This window comes from Marinobacter sp. (genome assembly GCF_052094685.1).
In the GTDB taxonomy this organism is placed as follows: domain Bacteria; phylum Pseudomonadota; class Gammaproteobacteria; order Pseudomonadales; family Oleiphilaceae; genus Marinobacter.
Window position 1 is genome coordinate 1 of record NZ_JBQDKB010000042.1, and the last position, 18,608, is coordinate 18,608.

Below are 18,608 nucleotides of genomic sequence, written 5' to 3' on the forward strand. Positions count from 1 at the left end.
TGTACCGCCCAACTGGTTAAAAATTAAGTAGTGCCAACTATCCTGCCAGAGGGGGTTTACCCCGAAATCGTCAATCCAGAAACCGGCGAAGTGCTGCCTGATGGTGAGTACGGCGAATTGGTGTTCACCTCGCTTACCAAAGTGGCCATGCCGGTACTGCGTTACCGCACCCGCGACCTTACTCGTCTGCTCCCCGGCACCGCGCGCCCTATGCGCCGCATCGACAAGATCACCGGCCGCAGCGACGACATGCTGATTATCCGCGGCGTGAACGTATTTCCCACCCAGATTGAAGAACAAGTGCTGAAGTGCCGGGCACTGGCACCTCACTACGAAATAGAGGTGTACAAGAAAGGCAACCTAGACTGTGTGGATGTACGAGTGGAGCTGAAAGCGGGCGCCGAAGGTGCCGATGCTAAAGAGCACGCAGCTAAAGAATTGGGCCACCACATCAAATCCTATATCGGCATCAGCACCAGCATTCTGGTGCAGGATGCTGGCACCCTCAGCCGCTCTGAAGGCAAGGCCAAGCGGGTTTTTGATCGTCGCAAAGAGTAATGGCCGCAGCCGGGGCGATCAACTGCTCGCCCCGGTCATTTATTTTTTCTTCCTGTTTCAGGAAATCAAAAACAATCATTAATAGAAAACGATTAACTGTTATTTTTCAGTCGCTTGAAAGTTCGACAAAAGTCTAACTATCGATACATGATACAAAATACGATTCCTTGATATTTATTCAGTATCATATAGTATGAAGACATTGCCCCGTGATGAGTCGCGGCGCGCTGCTGTTCACGTACAGCAAGTCTAATAAGCCAGATTCGGAGAGAGTTATGTACGCACAAATGGTTGATACCGGTACAAAGCGCCTCAAAACCCTGGAGGAGATGTCTCCCGAAGAGCGAGACTTCCAGGAAAAGGTAGACGCAGAAACTAAAATTGAAGCCAAAAACTGGATGCCAGACGGCTACCGAAAAACCTTGGTACGCCAGATTTCCCAGCACGCCCACTCAGAAATTGTTGGCATGCTGCCGGAAGGCAACTGGCTAACCCGCGCACCCACGCTGAAGCGCAAGCTGCAGTTGATGGCAAAGATTCAGGACGAAGCGGGTCACGGCCTGTACCTGTACAGCGCCATGGAAACCCTGGGCGCCGATCGTGATGACGAAATCCAAAAGCTGCACGATGGCAAAGCCAAGTACTCCAGCATCTTTAACTACCCGACCCTGAACTGGGCAGACATGGGTGCCGTTGGCTGGCTGGTTGATGGCGCAGCCATCGTTAACCAGGTGGTGTTGCAGCGTACCTCTTACGGCCCTTATTCCCGCGCCATGGTGCGTATCTGTAAAGAAGAGAGCTTCCACCAGCGTCAGGGTTACCAAATCCTTCTGGACATGATGCGCGAAGGCACTCAAGACCAGAAAGACATGGTGCAAGACGCCATTAACCGCCTGTGGTGGCCTTCGCTGATGATGTTTGGCCCGCACGACGATGAATCGCCCAACTCACAGCAGTCCATGGTTTGGAAGATTAAGCGCAAGAGCAACGACGAACTGCGCCAGATGTTCATTGACCAGACCATTCCACAGCTTGAGTTCCTAGGCTGCACCGTTCCGGACCCGGATCTTAAATGGAACGAAGAAACCGGCCACTACGATTTCGGCGAGATCAACTGGAAAGAGTTCTACGACGTGCTGAAGGGCGATGGCCCCTGCAACCGTGAACGCATTGACACTCGCCGCAAAGCCATTGACGAAGGTGCTTGGGTACGGGATGCCGCCGTTGCCTACGCCGCAAAACAAAAACAGCGCGCAGCCGCGTAAATAGGAGAGAACACTATGTCTGAATGGCGCCTTTACGAAGTATTTGTACGCAGCAAGCACGGCCTGAACCACAAACACGTGGGTAGTGTGCACGCTGCTGATAATGAAATGGCTATGGAAAACGCCCGCGAGCTGTACACCCGTCGTAGTGAAGGGGTCAGCATTTGGGTTGTCCCGTCGGAAACCATCACCGCTTCTGCATCGGACGAGAAAGAAATTCTGTTCGATCCGTCAGAAGACAAGGTTTACCGACACGCTTCTTTCTACAAACTGCCCGACGAAGTCGGACACATGTAAGGAGCAATCCATGACACAGCAACAAGCATTACAGGAATACCTGCTCCGCCTGGCAGACTCTGACATGATTTTGGGCCAGCGTTTGTGCGAGCTGGTGGGCAAAGCGCCGGCTCTGGAAGAAGAGCTGGCGTCGTCAAACGTGTCCCTCGACCTGATCGGGCAAGCCCGCAACTGGTACGAGTACGCGGCCGAGCTGATCGACGACGGCCGCGACGCCGACAATCTGGTCTTTCGTCGGGACACCCACGACTATCGCAACCTGCTGATGGTTGAGCAGCCAAATGACGACTACGCGGTGACCATCGCGCGCCAATTTTTCTTTGATGTGTGGCACTACTTCACGTTGAAGAGCTTGGTAAACGCCAGCGACGAGCGCATTGCCAACATTGCAGCTAAAGCCGTGAAAGAGGCGACTTACCACTTACGCCGCTCTTCCGAATGGGTTAAGCGCATGGGCGACGGCACCGAAGAAAGCCACCGCCGCATTCAAGACGCATTCGATCGGCTGTGGCGCTTCACCGGTGAGCTAATAACCCCGGATGAAACTGACCACGCCATGTTCAAAGCGGGTATTGGCCCAGACCCTGAGCAACTGAAGAATGATTGGTTCGGTATGGTGCGTGAAGTGGCAGCCCAAGCCACCTTAACAGCTGGCGCTGAAGATGCCTGGATGTACATGGGCGGCAAGCACGGCGAGCACACCGAACACTTGGGTCACATCCTGGCCGTGATGCAGTCCCTGCCCCGCGCCTATCCGGATGCGACTACCTGGTAAGTAGGTGCCACTGATAAGAGGAGTACCGCCGGTGATTGAACGTGAACCATCGTCTGTAGACGTACTGATTGCCAGCGACAGGGTGCCGGCCAACGCCTGCCCGGAACTGCTGACAGAAGACGCCATCTGGGCACTGCTGGATAACGTGAAAGATCCGGAGGTACCCGCAATCAGCGTAGTAGATCTGGGTATCGTTCGCCGTGTGAGCTGGGATGGCAAACACATCAGTGTGGATGTCACCCCAACCTACTCTGGCTGCCCGGCAACCGAGCTGATTGAAGAGCTGATCGAAGAAGCTCTTCGGGCTGCAGGTATTCGCGACCCTCAGATCAACCAGGTGCTAACGCCAGCTTGGAGCACAGACTGGATAACCGAAGAAGGCCGGGAAAAACTCCGGGCATTCGGCATAGCACCGCCCCAGGGCAGTGCCAGCAAAATGAGCCTGCTGGGCGCCGACGAAGTGATTGCTTGCCCACAGTGCGGCAGCGAGAACAGCGAGCGCATCAGCGAATTCGGCTCTACTGCCTGCAAGGCGCTGTATCGCTGCCTTGATTGCCTTGAACCCTTCGACTACTTCAAATGCATATAGAGCCGATACGATCATGAATAAATTCTACTCACTGACCCTCAAAGAGGTCAGGCCGGAAACAAGAAACGCCGTATCCCTGCACTTTGATCTGCCCGAAGACGTGGCAGAAAAATTCAAGTACAAGCAGGGCCAGCACCTTGTGGTACGCACCAAGCTAGACGGCGAAGAAGTGCGCCGCACCTATTCCATTTGCAGCAGTGTAAATGACGAAGAGCTGCGCATTGCGGTTAAGCGCGTGCCTGGCGGCGTGTTCTCCAGTTTTGCGAACGAGCAATTGAAGCCTGGCTCCACGTTGGAGGTTATGCCGCCCCAGGGTAGCTTCTCCGTTGATCTGGATTCCGAGCGCGAAGGCAATTACCTGGCGGTGGCGGCCGGCAGTGGTATCACGCCGATTCTGTCTATCATAAAAACCACGCTGGAAGCCGAACCAAAAAGCCAGTTCACCCTGTTTTACGGTAACAAGGGCACCAGCAGCACCATGTTCCGGGATGAGCTGCAGGATCTGAAAAACGAATACATGACCCGTTTTAACCTGGTGTATATCTTCACCCGGGAAGAACAGGACATAGATCTGTACAACGGCCGCATTGATTCAGATAAATGCGACCAGTTGTTTGACCACTGGATAGACGCCAAGAATCTAACCGCTGCGTTCCTTTGCGGCCCTCAGATGCTCACCGAAACCGTACGGGACTCCCTAGCACGCCATGGCATGGACAAGGCGAACGTACACTACGAGCTGTTCACTCCAGCCGGTGGTGTTCCTCAGGCCCGTAAAGATCGGACAGACGCCAAGGTTGATCCGGCAGCCGTCAGTGTTGTCACCGTTAGAGCCGATGGCCGCGCCCTGACCTTCGACCTGGTACGCGATACCAAGAGCATTCTCCAGGCAGGCAACGACGAAGGGGCCGATCTGCCCTACTCCTGCCAGGCCGGCGTGTGCTCTACCTGCCGTGCCAAGGTGGTGGAAGGCGAAGTGGAAATGGATCAAAACTTTGCGCTAGAAGACTACGAAGTGACCGCAGGCTATGTGTTGTCCTGCCAGTGCTACCCGGTGAGCGACAAGGTTACTCTCGACTACGACGAATAGACTTTCTGGAGTTTTTGTACATGTCAGTTCTTAAAAGCTTTATTGCCGGCGAATGGGTAGGCGAGCAACAAGCTAAAGCCCTACCCAGCGCCATCAACGGCGAAATCGTTGCGCACACTCACGGCGACACGCTGGACTTTAAAAAGGCTGTGGAATACGGCCGCACGGTCGGCGGAAAAACGCTGATGGCCATGGACTTTCAGGAACGCGCTCTGGCTCTTAAAGCCATGGCAACGTACCTGCAAGAGCACAAGAAAGAACTCTATGCGATGTCGATGCACACCGGCTCCAGCAAAGGCGATAATGGCATAGATATCGATGGCGGTTTCGGCACGCTGTTTTCCTACGCCAGCATGGGCCGTCGCGAACTGCCATCGGGCAATGTGGTACACGAAGGCCCGGTAACGCCACTGGGTAAAAACAACCACTTCGCCGGCACCCATATTATGGTGCCCCGTGGCGGCGTGGCTGTTCACATCGACGCCTATAACTTCCCTGTGTGGGGTATGTTGGAGAAGTTTGCACCCACCTTTTTGGCGGGCATGCCCTCCATTGTGAAGCCGGCCACCTCTACCTGTTACGTGACCGAACTCGCCGTTCGCTTGATGCACGAATCTGGCGCGTTGCCAGAGGGCAGCTTACAGCTGATTATCGGCAGCACCGGCGACCTGTTCGAGCACTTGGAAGAGCAGGATGTGGTTACCTTTACCGGCTCGGCGAAAACCGCCCGCATGCTGCGTGTGCATCCGAACATCATCAACCGCTCCATTCCATTCAATGCCGAAGCCGACTCGCTGAACAGTGCGGTTCTGGCTCCGGATGTGACACCAGAGCACGAAGAATTTGACCTGTTTGTACGGGAAATCGGCCGCGAAATGGTCGCCAAGGCGGGCCAGAAATGTACCGCGATCCGTCGAGTGATGGTGCCTAAGGATCAAGTAGAAGCCGTGTGCGAAAAGCTCAAAGAGCGGCTGTCGAAAATCACCACCGGCGACCCTTCCGTCGAAGGCGTGCGCATGGGCGCTTTGGCCTCTCTCGATCAGCTGGAAGACGTGAAAGCCAATATCCAGGAACTGCAGAAAACCAGTGAACTGGTCTTCGGCGGCGACGGCAACTTCAAGCCAACCGGCGAAGGCACCGACAAAGGCGCGTTCATCGAACCGCATTTGTTGATATGCCGTAACCCGGAAAATGGCTGTGGCGCACACGACATTGAGGCCTTTGGCCCAGTTGCCACGATCATTTCTTACAACACCCTAGACGAAGCCGTTGAGCTGGTCGCCAAAGGCCGTGGCTCGCTGGTTACCACAGTTACCACCCGCGACCCGGTAACCATTGCCAAACTGGCACCGGCATTGGCTGCCTACCATGGCCGCCTGCACCTGCTGGATGCGGAAGCCGCAAAAGAGTCCACAGGCCACGGCTCACCCCTGCCCATGCTGAAGCACGGCGGCCCAGGCCGCGCCGGTGGTGGTGAAGAACTCGGTGGCATCCGCGCCGTGTATCACTACTTGCAGCGCACAGCCATTCAGGGTTCGCCCACCATGTTGGCAGCGGTCACCGGCGAATACATTCGCGGTGCCAAGGTGATCGAAAACGACATTCACCCGTTCCGTTATCACTTTGAAGACCTGCAGATCAATCAATCGCTGCTGACTCATCGTCGCACGGTGACAGAAGCGGATATAGTGAACTTTGGCTGCCTGTCGGGCGATCACTTCTACATGCACTTTGATGAGATTGCCGCCCAAAACAGCCAGTTCGGCAAGCGCATTGCCCACGGCTATTTCGTGCTTTCAGCTGCGGCTGGCCTGTTCGTAGATCCGGGCGAAGGTCCGGTGCTGGCTAACTATGGCTTGGACACCCTGCGCTTTATCGAGCCAGTAGCACCGGGTGATACCATTCGCGCCCGCCTGACCTGTAAGCGCAAGATTGATCAGGGCCGTACGTCGCCAGATGGCCATCCGCAAGGTGTGGTGGTTTGGGATGTTCAGGTCACCAATCAGGAAGACGAGCTGGTTGCCAGCTACGACATTTTGACCTTGGTTGCTAAAAAGCCGGAGTAAGTCTTCCGGGCATTAAAAATGCTCATCACAGAGAAGCATCTAAAAGTAGGACGCGGCGGTAAAATCGGTTAGTTTTGAGTTCACCAAAACAACAAAGCTAACTAACTTACCGCCGCCAATGTCGGAGCAGTTACCGAGCAGTAATCACGCGCATCGTCAAATGCCCGTTGGCGTATCGTTGGAAAACCATCTTTACCAGCGGTCAAGCTGAAGGCCGTGCTGTTTGAGGTAATCACCTTCACGCTCCATATAAGCCTCCAGAGCACCCTCGTACCTGACATCGTCGTCGAAAGGCACCGCCTGATAGCGCCCCACTTCGATGGCGGTCTCGGCCCAATTCATAATCCACAGGACAACCGTACCGCCAGGGGCGAGCCCTAGAACCAGAGTGTCGCGTGGCATGTTAATGGTTTTTCCATTTCTCTGGACCGGTGCGGGCTGCTCCATACGTTCACGCAAGGCATCCGGGTCGGGGATGTGGATCAGTCTGGTATAGGACTGCTGTTCGGCGAGCGAATACCACGTTACGTGAATGTAGTCGGGCATAGGTTCCAGTTCCCCCCCCCCTCTTCCCGGACTTTTCCAGCAGCAACTGGTGATTCCAACGGGCCACCACCAAGCTCGTTTCCCCGTTGCTTCAAACTGCAATTGCTGGACCCAAGCATCGTAGTGACGTGGAACAGCCACTTGCACGTCGTACGTTACTGGATAATCCCATTTGGGAGTGCCCGCTAGAGAGCAGCCACTCAACAGGCTGCTCGTGCAGAGCACCACCACAAGCATTACAATTTTTTTTATCATTTGAGCCTCCTGTTTGGATGGATACCCCGTACGCCATCGGGTGCGGGTTTGAATGGGAAAAGTGGCCCGGCAATCTGGTAATGGGCTGAGTGGTGAATGTAACGTTGGCGAAGCAGAGCTTCTTCTTGGATAGACAATTGTAATGGCTGTCCTTCGTTGATGTGATGGGTGATCCCGGTGGCGACGGACTGGAGTTCATCAGGTAATGAAAACTCGGTATCTGTTGGTTTCACAGCATTTAGTGGCACACCCGCATCTTTTGCCAGCCGGTACATCTGCCGCAAGGCTATTCGAGAATATTCGGCCTGTACGCGCCGATCCAGCCAGAGCCGGAATTGTAGCTCGACTTCCCCTTCTTTTAATTGCCGCCGGCGGGCTTCTTCTATTGTTAGTGTGCCATCTGGATTGTACGACCCCAGCCAGCCTTCGCTGGTTATCCGCTTACGGTCCATCAGAATTCTTGTGTATTCATAGCTGTCTTTGGGGTGATAGCCCCGAAAATTGCGGGGCAGGGCCACCTGAATGTGTTCGTGGAAGCTATCAGGGTAGCCACCACCTATGTCGGAGTGGGCACCGGGCAACACCCACTCGTTAAAATGCTCCGGCAGGCTGCCATCCGGTCCTCGCAGGCTGTTGAGGGAGAAGTTGTAACGCCATTCGTCACGAGCCGTCAGGTGTACGGCCCGTTGAACAGCGTCGGCGGCAATATCTATACGCACCTCGCCGTTGTTGGCATTGTGAGCTGAAAAGTCGGCACCCAGTATATCGACAACGGCTGCCACGGTATCAAACAGACCCAGAAAACGAATGGTGACGGTTTTCGGCCAGGCAACGCCCTGCTTTTGAAACACTTGGCCCAACGCACCACTAACACCATCCCGCACTTCGTTCACAAAATGCCGGGCGGTGGCCGCGCCTCGGCTGAAGCCGAAAACGTCAAGAATTAACTCGTCGATTGGGCCGCTTGTTGTGCGGACAACTCGTTCTACCAACTCATTACAACCCAACATAATCTTGGCCAAGATCCCCCGCTCACCCGTACCTGTCCCCATGGCCCAAGCATCGTCCTCTTTACTGGATTTAGTGCCGACGCCTGAGACGTATATGGGAATACGGTGATTCTCTGCGGTCAATGTGTCGGTGGAAAAGGGCTGGTACAATCTATGGAGCTTCGACACATTGGTCTCAGCATTAAGATAACTCCCCTCCATCAATTGCGAGATTTCAGCACTGCAGGCTTCCTCACTGATGGCTCCCACCGCCTGAGCGGTCAGGCATTCATCTACCTTTCGCTCAAAGGCTCCGGTGTTGCCACGGCTGTTGCCGGTGCCATCGAAGAACACGCCAGCTTCAACAGTCACTTTAGGGCGGAGGTCAGACTGGCCTTCTGCATGGCGTTTTGAGGCGTCAATTTCTTCCGGGGTTGCGCCTTCCAGGCCTTCGTCTAACAGTGCACCTTTGGCTTTGGCCCACTCAACAAAGCCGAAAGGGTCTTTGTTCAGCGCTTGCTCAGCCTCGGGGGTTAGTTGGCCCTGGCTGTTCAAGGCACCCGCTTTGGCGAAATCCACCACCGGTGCCGTAAAGGTGGCTACGCCTAAGATGACACGGGGTTTGCCGGTGATGATCTGGCCGCCGTGGGAGGTCAGGCTGCCCATATGTGCCAGAGGGCGACCGTCCAGCAGGGCCAGAGGATAACCCTGAACAATCACGGCGCCGCAACCGCAGGCGTCGCCCACCCGGGCGATGGGTATGCCATCCACATTGGCGGTAGCGCCGTTCGCAACAATGGGGCTGCTGCCGTGGCCGGGAATGGGACAAACGTGAGTGTCGCCAATGCAGGCGACCATGAGGTTGCTCATGAGGTATTCCTTCCATGGATAATGACCGGTTTTAATCCGAAAACCGGTTTGTCTTAAGACAACAGAATCGTATCCATTTTTTTGTCAACATACCATCGCCAACTTGGAAGAGATCGTTTCCAGGCGATGGATGCACTAAATCACATACCCAGGTAGGCCTCGCGCACCTTCTCGTTGCTCAGCAACTCGCGGCCAGTACCTTCCACCACCACGCGGCCGGTTTCCAGTACGTAGCCACGATCTGCAAGCGCAAGGGCCTGGGAAGCATTCTGTTCCACCAAGAAGATGGTCATACCTTCGTTTTTAAGCTCTTTAACGATGTTGAAAATTTCTTCAATGATCAACGGCGCCAGCCCCATGCTGGGTTCATCCAACAGTAACAGCCTGGGCTTTGCCATTAACGCACGCCCCATGGCCAACATCTGCTGCTGACCGCCAGACAGCTCCCCCGCCAGGTTGCGGCGTTTCTGGCGCAGTATGGGGAACTTCTCATACATGCGCTCAAGGTCGTCTTCTACTTCCGGGCTTCGCCCACGGGTGTAGGCGCCTAGCAGCAGGTTGTCTTCAACGCTCAGATCCTTAAACACCTGCCGGCCTTCAGGCACCTGCACTATGCCACTGGCTACGCGCTGGTCGGTGCTGATTTTCAGCAGATCCTTACCCTCAAAAGTAATGCTGCCGCTGTCTGTCGGCTGCAAACCTGAGATGGTCATCAGTAGAGTCGATTTGCCGGCCCCATTGGCGCCCACCAAGGATACGATTTCACCGCTGTTGATGTGGATATCCACGCCGTGAAGGGCTTCAATCTGGCCATAAGAGGTCTTCAGGTCTTTTATCGCCAGCATTTCCTCTGTGGCATTCTGTGCGCTTCTTCGAGGCGCATGGCGCAGGCCTAAACCACCCAAGCGCTCCGGCGTGTAACTTACGATACGATGACGCAGCTCTCGGAATTCATCCCGCACCCGCTCGCCAAACAACGGGTCATTGGCTTGGTCACGGGAGTCAATAATCAGCTGCCAGTCGTCTTCGCTCAGGACTTTTCTGGCCCGTGGTATCACCACGCCTTCTTCTTTTTTGATGTGCTTGCGCAAGGCTTCAGTAAACCGCGCCAAGGCATGACTCAGTTCTTCCCGGCCATCAGGCCAGCGTTCCATACACAGCATCAGCAAATGACGCAGTTCGTTGATTTTCTCGTCGCCAATCACATAACCGTGGGCGAGTTTATCCAGCAACGGTTTGGTTTCGGGAGATTTCTCCCCCAACAACCGGTACAACACAATTTCCTCAGGCGAGCTATGCACCCTGCGGGCAAAGTGCTGAATGTAATCAAAGATGTTGCTGTACAGAGTTTCATCAGGCCGTTGTTCATTGATGTTCATGTCGTACTGAAGCTGATCCAGCAAATCCAGTATGCGCCACAGCGACTGGTGTTCCTGAACAATCGTGCTGATGGCTTGCAAGCTGTAGCTGTCTTCAGGCGAAACGGTCGTCGGTTGTTCGGTCATTGTCTTGATTCCTTCTCCGCTTAGCCGCCCAGATAGGCCGCGATGACATCCGGATTTTCGCGAATCTGCGCGGGCGTGCCTTCCGCCAGTACCCGCCCATAGTTAAGCACCAGCAAACGGTCGGAAATACCCATCACCAGCTTCATGTCGTGCTCAACCAGCATCACGGTAATGCCCTGCTCTGCAATCTTGCGGATCAACTCTTCCAGCGCAGTTGTTTCTACCGCGTTCAGGCCAGCGGCTGGCTCATCCAGCAACACGACTTTCGGCTCTGCTGCCAGGGCCCGGGCAATTTCCAACCGTTTCAGAGCGCCGTAAGACATAGCCGACGCTTCTGTGTCGAGGTACTCTCCACAACCGACAAACTTCATCAGCTCAGCGGATTTTTCCCGCGCAGCTTTTTCGCCTCGAGTGAGCGCCGGCAAACGGAACAACGTGGTCAGAAGATTGCTTTTCAGGGTCAGGTGTCGGCCCAGCATCACGTTTTCAATAGCCGTCATGTTCATGCAAATCTGCATTTGCTGGAACGTGCGACACATACCACGCTCAGCCAACTGGCTTGGCTCAAGCTTCGCGATGCTTTCGCCATTCAGCTTCACTTCGCCGCTGGTCGGCGTGTACAAACCGGTAATCAGGTTAAACAGCGTGGTTTTACCCGCGCCGTTTGGCCCTATTACCGAGTACACCTGGCCGGCATCCACGGAAAAGCTCACACCTTCAACGGCGTGCACGCCACCAAAAGCTTTGGACAGGTTGTTAACTTCCACCAGAGCGGTCATGCGTCACCTCCGGCAGACTTGGAGCGTCGTTTAGTCAGGAAATTGGCCGCCGTGGGTAGCAGGCCTTTGGGCATAAAAATCATCGTCAGCATCAGGATCAAGCCAAACAGCACCATTTCCATCTCCTGAAAATCCGCCAGCACCTGCGGCAACAGTTCCAACACCACAGCGCCAATGATCACGCCGATGGTTGAACCCATACCGCCAAGCACCACCATGGTGATCAGCAAAATGGAAAAATCGAAGCTAGCCACAGATGGCGTAATAAAGCCTTGAAAGTGGCCATAAAGCGCGCCCATCACGCTGGCGTATACCGCAGAGATCACAAAGACCAAGCTTTTGTACTTTGTGGTGTTCACACCCACCACGCTGGCAGCCACTTCTGATCCGTGCACCGAGCGCAAAGCGCGTCCGATAGGCGAATCAATCAGGTTTTGAGCCAACCACACAGCGACCAGAAGCACCACTACTGCGAACAGATACCAAGCAAGGTCACCGCTGATATCCATACCGAACAGCGAGTACTGGCCAAAGGCACTGAGCTCCCACCCAAACACATCAAACGGGGGCACCGGCATGCCGTCTGGCCCGCCTGTTATTGCCCGCTCGTTGTTCAGAATAATGGCTATAATGAAGCCCACAGCCAGAGTGGCCATGGAAAGATAGTGGCCTTTCAGGCGCAGAATCGGACGCCCAACAACCCACGCGATTATGGCCACCACCACGGCGCCGACCACCAGGGCAGGAATGGCAGACCAGCCATAGGTGCTGGTCATGATGGCGCTGAAATAAGCACCTAGCCCAAAAAAGCCCGCATGGCCCAAGCTAATTTGGCCAGCAAAGCCCACCAGCAGGTTGAGACCAACCACCGCACCGGCAATCAACGCGATTTGAGTCGCCAGGCCGTAATGGAATGGATTAGTGAGAAACAGGGGCAGAGAAAACGCCACAACGGCCAGGAACACCAAGCCTCTGAGACGAAATTGCGAAAGTCGAGCCATCATCACACCCGCTCCACAACTTTGGCGCCAAATAGGCCCCGGGGCATAAAGAACAGCACCAGCAGAATCATCGAGAAGGCCACTGCGTCTTTGTAGTCAGACGACAAGTAACCAGCAGCCATGGCCTCAACCACACCCAGTGCCAAGCCACCAACAACGGCACCCATGCCGCTACCCAAACCACCAATGGCGGCTGCCACAAAACCTTTCAGCCCAAGAATGATGCCTATGTCGTACGAGGTGAAGGTAATCGGCGCCACCACAATGCCGGCTATGGAACCCAACAGGGCAGACACCATAAACGCCAGCATCAACACCACCTGGGTACGAATACCCACCAGGCGAGCGGCGTCTTTGTTCATAGAGGTAGCAAGAATGGCCTTGCCCGTCAGCGTGCGGGTAAAGAAGTACACCAGCACGGCGACAAGGACCGCGCCAACACCCAGCACCCAAAGACTCTGACTGTTCAGCACGGCGCCAAAAATTTGAATCGGCTCGTCGCTGCTGAAGTTAGGCATAACGTGGTATTCCTTGCCCCAAACCAGCTGGGCCAGGCCACGAATAAAAATAGACGCACCAATGGTGATAATAATCAGCGTAACCACATCGGCGTCTTTAGCGGGTGCAATGGCAAGGCGCTGAAGAGCAATACCTAACAAACCGGCCAAAACGACAGCAAGCACAACCGCGAGCAGCATGGGCACACCCATGGCGGTCAAAGATACGGTCGCCATACCGCCAATCATCAGGAATTCACCCTGGGCAAAGTTGATCACATGGCTGGCGTTGTAAATCAGGGTAAAGCCCAAGGCAATAAGGGCGTAAGTGGCACCAATAGTGATACCAGTAAACAGATACTGCAGAAATTCAGAGAACATAATCGGGTCCGCTCGCGCAGCGGCTTACAGCCACCCCTGAGGGCGACTGTAAGCCTATGGTACCGATGGGAATGGCTTAGTTAATCAGCTTCCAGCCACCATCCTGAACTTCCAGGATGCGGAAGGAATCGGCGCTAAGACCGTTGTGATCGTCGGCCGACATGTTGAACGTACCGGTAACACCCACATGTCCTTGAATGCTCTCAAGGGCATCGCGCACAGCTTCTTTATCTGTGCTTCCAGCCTTTTTGATAGCTTCAACCGCCAGATTCAGGCCGTCATAGGCATAGGCACCAAAGGTAGATACCTTGGCATCCCACCGAGCCTCATATTCGCTCTTGTATGCCTCAACAATAGGCTTCTGCGGATCAGAGCCTGGCAGTGAATCTGGTACCAACAGCGGTGACGCAGGCAATCTCAGGCCTTCTGCACTGCTGCCGGCCAGGTCAAGAAAGCCGTCAGAGGCAACACCATGAGACTGGTAGAAAGGAAGCTCAATGCCTAGCTGCGCATAGTTACGGGTAACAATCGCCGGGCCCTGGCCAAAGCCGAAGTTAAGAATAGCCTGCACACCGTCGGCACCGCGAACATTGGTCAGCTGTGCCGTCATGTCGGTGTCTGAGCCGCCATAGGTTTCATCAGCAACAATCTCGATGCCACCCATCTCTTTGGCCACAGCAAGGGTTTGCTCGCGTCCGGAGCTACCGAAGCCGCCGGTGCCGGAGATCAGACCAATTTTGGTCAATCCGCGCGATTTCATGTCGTTAAGAATGCGCTCGGCCGCCATGCGGTCAGATTGCGGGGTTTTGAAAACCCACTTTTTGACCGGAGTGGTAATAACGACAGCGCCCGCCAGAGAAATGAAGGGAATCTTCGCCTGCTCAATCATCGGCACAGCGGCCATGGTGGCGCCTGTGGTGCTGCCGCCTACGATAATATCTACCCGATCTGAACGGATCAGCCGGCTTGCAAAATTACGAGCCTTGGAGGCGTTGCCTGCGTCATCGTAATGAATAAGTTCGAGTTGACGGCCTAGGACACCGCCTTCTTCGTTAATTTTTTCAACATACATTTCTAACGTCTTCAGCTCCGGATCGCCCAGAAAAGAGGCGGGGCCGGTAACTGCTAGAAAGGAACCAATACGTATAGGATCAGCTGCCTGAACGCTCATTGCCAACAGACCAGCCGCTGCAACGGCCGCAAACTTACTGGCACGACGCGTGATTTTATTGAACATTGTTGTTGTTCTCCCAAGTGTGGTCAGGGCGTTTTGGTTTTATGTGCCCTAGAATTTTCGAAAAACAGAACGAACTTTTCTGCAAAGGCTGAAACTTTTCGTATCACATCCCCCTTTACAACACTCTGCATTCAGCACCGCGCGGCAGAAATTACTCTGTCGTCACCATTACTGGCTATCCGCCACTCTAATAATACGATACCGTTGACGGATATCAATGGAAAATATTGTATCACTACATCAGTGTCAACTGAGGAGTGCATTCAGATGCACAACTTTTAAAACAATCTATACCAATGTCTTAGTACATCTGTGCCGTTTTGGCACTTCATTGTGGGCATCTGGTATATTCCGCCACGAACAGTTTGACGGAAAGCCCTGAAGAGATAAGAAATTCATGTCTGCAAAACAACAGCTCGAGAGTCTGGTCAAAGACTTCCAGAAAAAACGTCCTTTAAGGGCAGGGTCTCTGATCATTACAACCTACGGCGACATCGTTCACCCGCGCGGCGGTAACGTTTGGCTGGGCAGCCTTATGAAGCTGCTGACGCCCATGGGGGTAAGCGAGCGGCTCGTGCGCACCTCGGTTTACAGACTGGTTCAGGACAGTTGGCTACAAACTGAGAAAGTGGGCCGGTGCAGCTATTACAGTGTAACCGGCGCGGGCCTAAGACGATTTCAGCAAGCATTTGAGCATGTTTATACACTCGGCACAGACGACTGGAACGGCAGTTGGTGTTTGGTTTTTCTCAACCAGCTGGAAGCCGAAACCCGGGCCAGAGTGCGTGAGGAGCTAAAATGGCTGAGCTTCGGCAGCATGGCCGCAGGCGTCATGGAGCACCCGCGTTTTACACGCCACGAGCTGGTGCCGTTACTGCAGGAATGGGGCGCGTTGGAAGACACCATTGTGATGCAGACCCAGCCGCTGGAACAAAGAAGCCCACGAGCTTTGCGCAGGCAAGTGAAAGAAAGCTGGAACCTGGACGAGTTAGGCTTTCGCTATAAGCGCTTTCTGGAAAAGTTCCGTCCGCTGTGGCGGGAGCTCAGCACCAACGACAATTTAAGCCCGGAAGACTGCGTAACCGTCCGCATTTTGCTGATTCACGAATACCGCAAGATACTGCTGCGCGATCCCCTGCTGCCAGATGAGCTCCTGCCCGGCGACTGGGAAGGACGCAGCGCCAAGCAGCTGTGCCGCAATCTCTACCGAGCCATATACAGCCGCTCTGATGAGCACTTGGCAAACGTTTTAGAAAACGCTTCAGGCCCTCTGCCGGGGCCAAGCCAAGGCTTTTATCGTCGTTTTGGCGGTCTCGCAGACGAAAATACAGCCAACAACAATCCCGCTATCGCAGAAGAATCTGCCTAAACACCATGAAAACAGGGCGCCTTACGGGCGACCCTGATCGGGGCGGTTGTAGTCACAAACACCGTTAGGGAATATTTCATCCAACCGTGCCTCGTCGTCGGCTGTAAACGAGACACTGGCGTAAGTGCCGTCTTCCAGCGCCCTTGCGACGGGCTTCAAACTGCACTTGAAAACACTGCCTTCAATCGGCCCGCCAGCCACCATGCGCGAGGTGGTGTATGTCTCGAACTTTTCGGTACAGGCGCCATCAGGCTGGTCGTCGAGAATACCGTTCCAGACGTCATCCCCCGCAGCGATCACGGCACCGTAGGTTGCATAGCAAGTATCCACGGCACTTGAAGGTTTGTTGTCCGCAATACTCTGGTCGGGATTCGCACGAATGTTCATCAACCACTCATGCAACACGTCCAGCGCGGCCCAGGTGGGGTTTGATTTCTCCAGCGGCTCTGGCTCGTCAGAACCTGAGATGCCAGTCGGGCGAGTATCGGTAAACCAGATAACCTGGTTGTCGGCATTGCCCATTTTGTTAATGATGCGCTGGCGAACAGAGAAGGATTGGTGACTGTTGTGCATATCCAGCACCTCCTCCAGATAGTGTCGCCAGTCTATAACGGGCATGTTGAGCTGGCCGTCAAAGACCATACCAGACTCATAAGCAGCCTGAATCGCTTTCAAATCGCCTTCTGTGCGCGGCGCAGGCTGTATACCATCCGGGCTCAAATTCATGTTGCGGGCACTCCAGGGATCGAATTTTCTAGGGTCGGCCTGAACATCTTCAAATGAGCCAGTGAACGGAAAACCCTCCTGCACCATCTCGGAGGGCTGTTTCCAGCCGCCAATCTGGGCATTCAGGTGCAAAAACTCGTCTCGGGTAATATTGCCGTCGCGCAACGCTTCCAGTCCGTATTGCACACCCACGTTGTCATACAGAGTGCGAGGGTTGCCGTTGTCATCGACACCGTAGATGTTCCTCAGGTCGTCGTAGTGCGTCCATTGCACGGCATTCATTACACCCTCCGGCTGCATCAATTCCTGATTATCAGCACCCCCGAAAAATGGGTTCATCACCAATGGAGCCAAGCCTCGCCATGCGGGAATGCACTCGGTCATTCCCGGGGCCGTACTGAACCCCAACATGGTTTTCGCCGGGGCAAGCGGATCCGAATAGGCATCGGTCGCATTCATACCCACCAGCCAACTACGGTTACTGGTTGTTTTCCATTTGTCGTTATTTCTGTCGGTGGCGTCCATGTAGTACTCCAGCAGTTCACAGTCTCCGACGTGAATGACCTGGGTCACCATGTCCGGATACGAGTACTGGGGCACACCCGCGTCCAGCAGGTCTGGATGATTCTGGGAGTAAACATACTGCTGAATGCCGCCTCCGGAGCCGCCAATGGCCACGGTATACTCGGGCACGCCAAAGCGCTTGATGAAGTGTTCCTTCACCATGAGGGCGGTTTCACCCCCTACCTGAAGGTTATAGTGGGTATCGGTCTTGGTGCCGGTAGAATAAATAACGGCGTAACCCTTCCCAAGGGTCTCTGGCTGTAGTGCACGACTGTCGCTGACACTTCCCTGTGCATGCCCGATGGCAACGCCGCCCTGAAAGTGGAACAGCAAGCGACCGTTCCAGTTAGCAGCCGATGTCTCATCAGGCCCATCCCCTAGCTGCGCGAGGGTGGCAAAACTGTAGATGAAGCGATTAATGGTGCCTCTTTCCTGGCGCACAATGAAATCGACGACACTACCGTCGCTAAGCTCCGTTGAAGCCAGATCTTCGGGCCGCGAACTATCGCCAGGCAGGGCTGCCCAGTCACCTTCGGTGGTACGGTAGACAAACTCCACATAAGGTTCGATAGAGCAGTCTTTACTCAGCCCAATCTGGTTGCCGCCAGCATCCAGAACCGGAAAGCCGGTATCACCCTCGGTGTCTACCAGGGGTTGCTTGCCCAGCTCCTCGGTTACGCTGCAAACGAATGGATACTGATGCGGCCCAGAGAAGATTGGCCCGGTTACTGGGTAAGCCTTCAACGTAAGGTCACTTAGTGGCCCATAGTCAACATGATGAAGCTCTAACCGGTTTTCACCCTCCAAAAGCCCTGCCACAAGAATTTCCGGGCCATTGCGTCCCTCTCGTACCAGGGGGCTGATTTTGGCGTCATTAAGCCAGAATTCCAGGTTATTCCTTTCTGCTGAAACCGTAGTTCTCTTGCCTTCAAGGCCAATCAGAACAGTATCACCACTGACCTGATCCGGAGCGCTAGACAGGCTGGTGAGATCGAGTTCTGGCTGGCTATTGGAACCACCGAAGCAGCCGCTGAGTAGTAACGTTATCAAGCCTGCAGCCAGGCCAAACCGCGCTGTTTGACTATTACGCATAACAATCCCTTCCATGTTGTATTGTTGTTGGGCGTATCAACGAGTATAGAAGCGGAAGGGATATTTCGACAGAAACAGATTGAGGAAAAGGGCCCAATATGCGTCACGCTTCATCAAGCATTTGGCGCATATAATCAACTACTGCACAGCGGGTTTC

General features: G+C 54.5%; 15 protein-coding genes and 2 pseudogenes. 8 read left to right on the plus strand and 9 right to left on the minus strand.

Translation table 11 applies throughout. From position 1 onward, the window contains the following. Positions 1-33: 33 nt before the first annotated feature. From ACTH3S_RS10050 to paaZ, 7 genes and pseudogenes are all read left to right on the plus strand, one after another. Positions 34-558 (plus strand): annotated as a pseudogene (locus tag ACTH3S_RS10050) (phenylacetate--CoA ligase); the annotation flags it as partial. A gap of 275 nt (positions 559-833) precedes the next feature. After that, positions 834-1,823: a 1,2-phenylacetyl-CoA epoxidase subunit PaaA gene (gene paaA / locus ACTH3S_RS10055; protein ID WP_441808875.1), complete on the plus strand. Its 990-nt coding sequence runs from the start codon at positions 834-836 to the stop codon at positions 1,821-1,823. Positions 1,824-1,838: 15 nt separating this feature from the next. Continuing rightward, the gene (gene paaB, locus ACTH3S_RS10060; RefSeq protein ID WP_441808876.1) at positions 1,839-2,120 is read left to right on the plus strand and encodes a 1,2-phenylacetyl-CoA epoxidase subunit PaaB; all 282 of its coding nucleotides are present in this window, start codon (positions 1,839-1,841) and stop codon (positions 2,118-2,120) included. A gap of 10 nt (positions 2,121-2,130) precedes the next feature. Next, entirely contained in the window at positions 2,131-2,895 is a 765-nt protein-coding gene (gene paaC / locus ACTH3S_RS10065; protein ID WP_441808877.1) for a 1,2-phenylacetyl-CoA epoxidase subunit PaaC, read from the plus strand. A 31-nt stretch (positions 2,896-2,926) separates the two neighbouring features. Beyond that, positions 2,927-3,484: a 1,2-phenylacetyl-CoA epoxidase subunit PaaD gene (gene paaD, locus ACTH3S_RS10070; RefSeq protein ID WP_441808878.1), complete on the plus strand. Its 558-nt coding sequence runs from the start codon at positions 2,927-2,929 to the stop codon at positions 3,482-3,484. Between the two features lie 13 nt (positions 3,485-3,497). Next, complete coding sequence (paaE, locus tag ACTH3S_RS10075; protein WP_441808879.1) at positions 3,498-4,574, plus strand: 1,2-phenylacetyl-CoA epoxidase subunit PaaE; 1,077 nt, start codon at positions 3,498-3,500, stop codon at positions 4,572-4,574. Positions 4,575-4,594: 20 nt separating this feature from the next. Further along, positions 4,595-6,640: a phenylacetic acid degradation bifunctional protein PaaZ gene (paaZ, locus tag ACTH3S_RS10080; protein ID WP_441808880.1), complete on the plus strand. Its 2,046-nt coding sequence runs from the start codon at positions 4,595-4,597 to the stop codon at positions 6,638-6,640. 192 nt (positions 6,641-6,832) lie between these two features. On the opposite strand, the gene ACTH3S_RS10085 is transcribed toward paaZ, so the two are convergent. The 8 genes and pseudogenes from ACTH3S_RS10085 to ACTH3S_RS10120 all read right to left on the minus strand — a co-directional run bounded on the left by ACTH3S_RS10085 (position 6,833) and on the right by ACTH3S_RS10120 (position 14,700). Then, the gene (locus tag ACTH3S_RS10085; protein ID WP_441808881.1) at positions 6,833-7,441 is read right to left on the minus strand and encodes a DUF2931 family protein; all 609 of its coding nucleotides are present in this window, start codon (positions 7,439-7,441) and stop codon (positions 6,833-6,835) included. Then, positions 7,438-9,300, minus strand: a complete 1,863-nt coding sequence (locus tag ACTH3S_RS10090; protein WP_441808882.1) for a phospholipase effector Tle1 domain-containing protein — start codon at positions 9,298-9,300, stop codon at positions 7,438-7,440. Before ACTH3S_RS10090 ends, ACTH3S_RS10085 begins: the two co-directional genes overlap by 4 nt. A 140-nt stretch (positions 9,301-9,440) precedes the next feature. Further along, positions 9,441-10,145, minus strand: coding sequence for an ABC transporter ATP-binding protein (locus ACTH3S_RS10095; protein WP_441808899.1), 705 nt, complete (start codon positions 10,143-10,145; stop codon positions 9,441-9,443). 210 nt (positions 10,146-10,355) lie between these two features. Beyond that, positions 10,356-10,805, minus strand: a pseudogene (locus ACTH3S_RS10100) (hemerythrin domain-containing protein); the annotation flags it as partial. Between the two features lie 20 nt (positions 10,806-10,825). Further along, positions 10,826-11,584: an ABC transporter ATP-binding protein gene (locus ACTH3S_RS10105; protein ID WP_441808883.1), complete on the minus strand. Its 759-nt coding sequence runs from the start codon at positions 11,582-11,584 to the stop codon at positions 10,826-10,828. Next, a complete protein-coding gene (locus ACTH3S_RS10110; RefSeq protein ID WP_441808884.1) occupies positions 11,581-12,588 on the minus strand; it encodes a branched-chain amino acid ABC transporter permease in 1,008 nt (335 codons plus the stop codon). Before ACTH3S_RS10110 ends, ACTH3S_RS10105 begins: the two co-directional genes overlap by 4 nt. Then, positions 12,588-13,463, minus strand: a complete 876-nt coding sequence (locus tag ACTH3S_RS10115; RefSeq protein ID WP_441808885.1) for a branched-chain amino acid ABC transporter permease — start codon at positions 13,461-13,463, stop codon at positions 12,588-12,590. The genes ACTH3S_RS10110 and ACTH3S_RS10115 overlap by 1 nt, the downstream gene beginning before the upstream one ends. A 76-nt stretch (positions 13,464-13,539) precedes the next feature. Next, positions 13,540-14,700, minus strand: a complete 1,161-nt coding sequence (locus ACTH3S_RS10120) for an ABC transporter substrate-binding protein (RefSeq protein ID WP_441808886.1) — start codon at positions 14,698-14,700, stop codon at positions 13,540-13,542. A 397-nt stretch (positions 14,701-15,097) separates the two neighbouring features. On the opposite strand from ACTH3S_RS10120, the gene paaX reads away from it, so the two are divergent. Then, on the plus strand, positions 15,098-16,069 hold the full coding sequence (gene paaX, locus ACTH3S_RS10125) for a phenylacetic acid degradation operon negative regulatory protein PaaX (protein ID WP_441808887.1): 972 nt from the start codon (positions 15,098-15,100) through the stop codon (positions 16,067-16,069). Between the two features lie 21 nt (positions 16,070-16,090). On the opposite strand, the gene ACTH3S_RS10130 is transcribed toward paaX, so the two are convergent. Continuing rightward, entirely contained in the window at positions 16,091-18,451 is a 2,361-nt protein-coding gene (locus ACTH3S_RS10130) for a DUF6351 family protein (RefSeq protein WP_441808888.1), read from the minus strand. Positions 18,452-18,608: the final 157 nt, after the last annotated feature.